1 pseudogene is annotated in these 323 nt (G+C 60.7%); it reads left to right on the top strand.

Annotated elements, in window-relative coordinates:
* Positions 1–26: 26 nt before the first annotated feature.
* Positions 27–323 (top strand): annotated as a pseudogene (locus ACR6JA_RS22630) (N-acetyl sugar amidotransferase); the annotation flags it as partial.

Genomic DNA, 323 nt, shown 5'->3' with positions numbered 1-323 from the left:
CTTACCAAAGATGTACGACTTGCGTCATGGACACCACCGATCCGGACATCTCCTTCAATGAGCAGGGCGTGTGCAACCATTGCCAACGCTATGATCTCATGGTTCGGGACGTCGTCGACCGTGCCACGCGCGGCGAACGCACCCAAGAGCTGGACGCCATGGTTGCGCGCATCAAGGAAGCCGGGAAAGGCAAGGATTACGACTGCATCATGGGCCTGAGTGGCGGCGTGGACAGTTCCTATGTCGCCTACACTGCTCGACGCCTTGGCCTGCGCCCGCTGGCGGTGCATTTCGACAGCGGCTGGAATTCCGAGCTCGCGGTC

Source organism: Cedecea sp. B1(4), assembly GCF_059414925.1.
The sequence above is the reverse complement of the archived record's forward strand: the minus strand, read 5'-3'. Positions and strand labels throughout refer to the sequence as shown.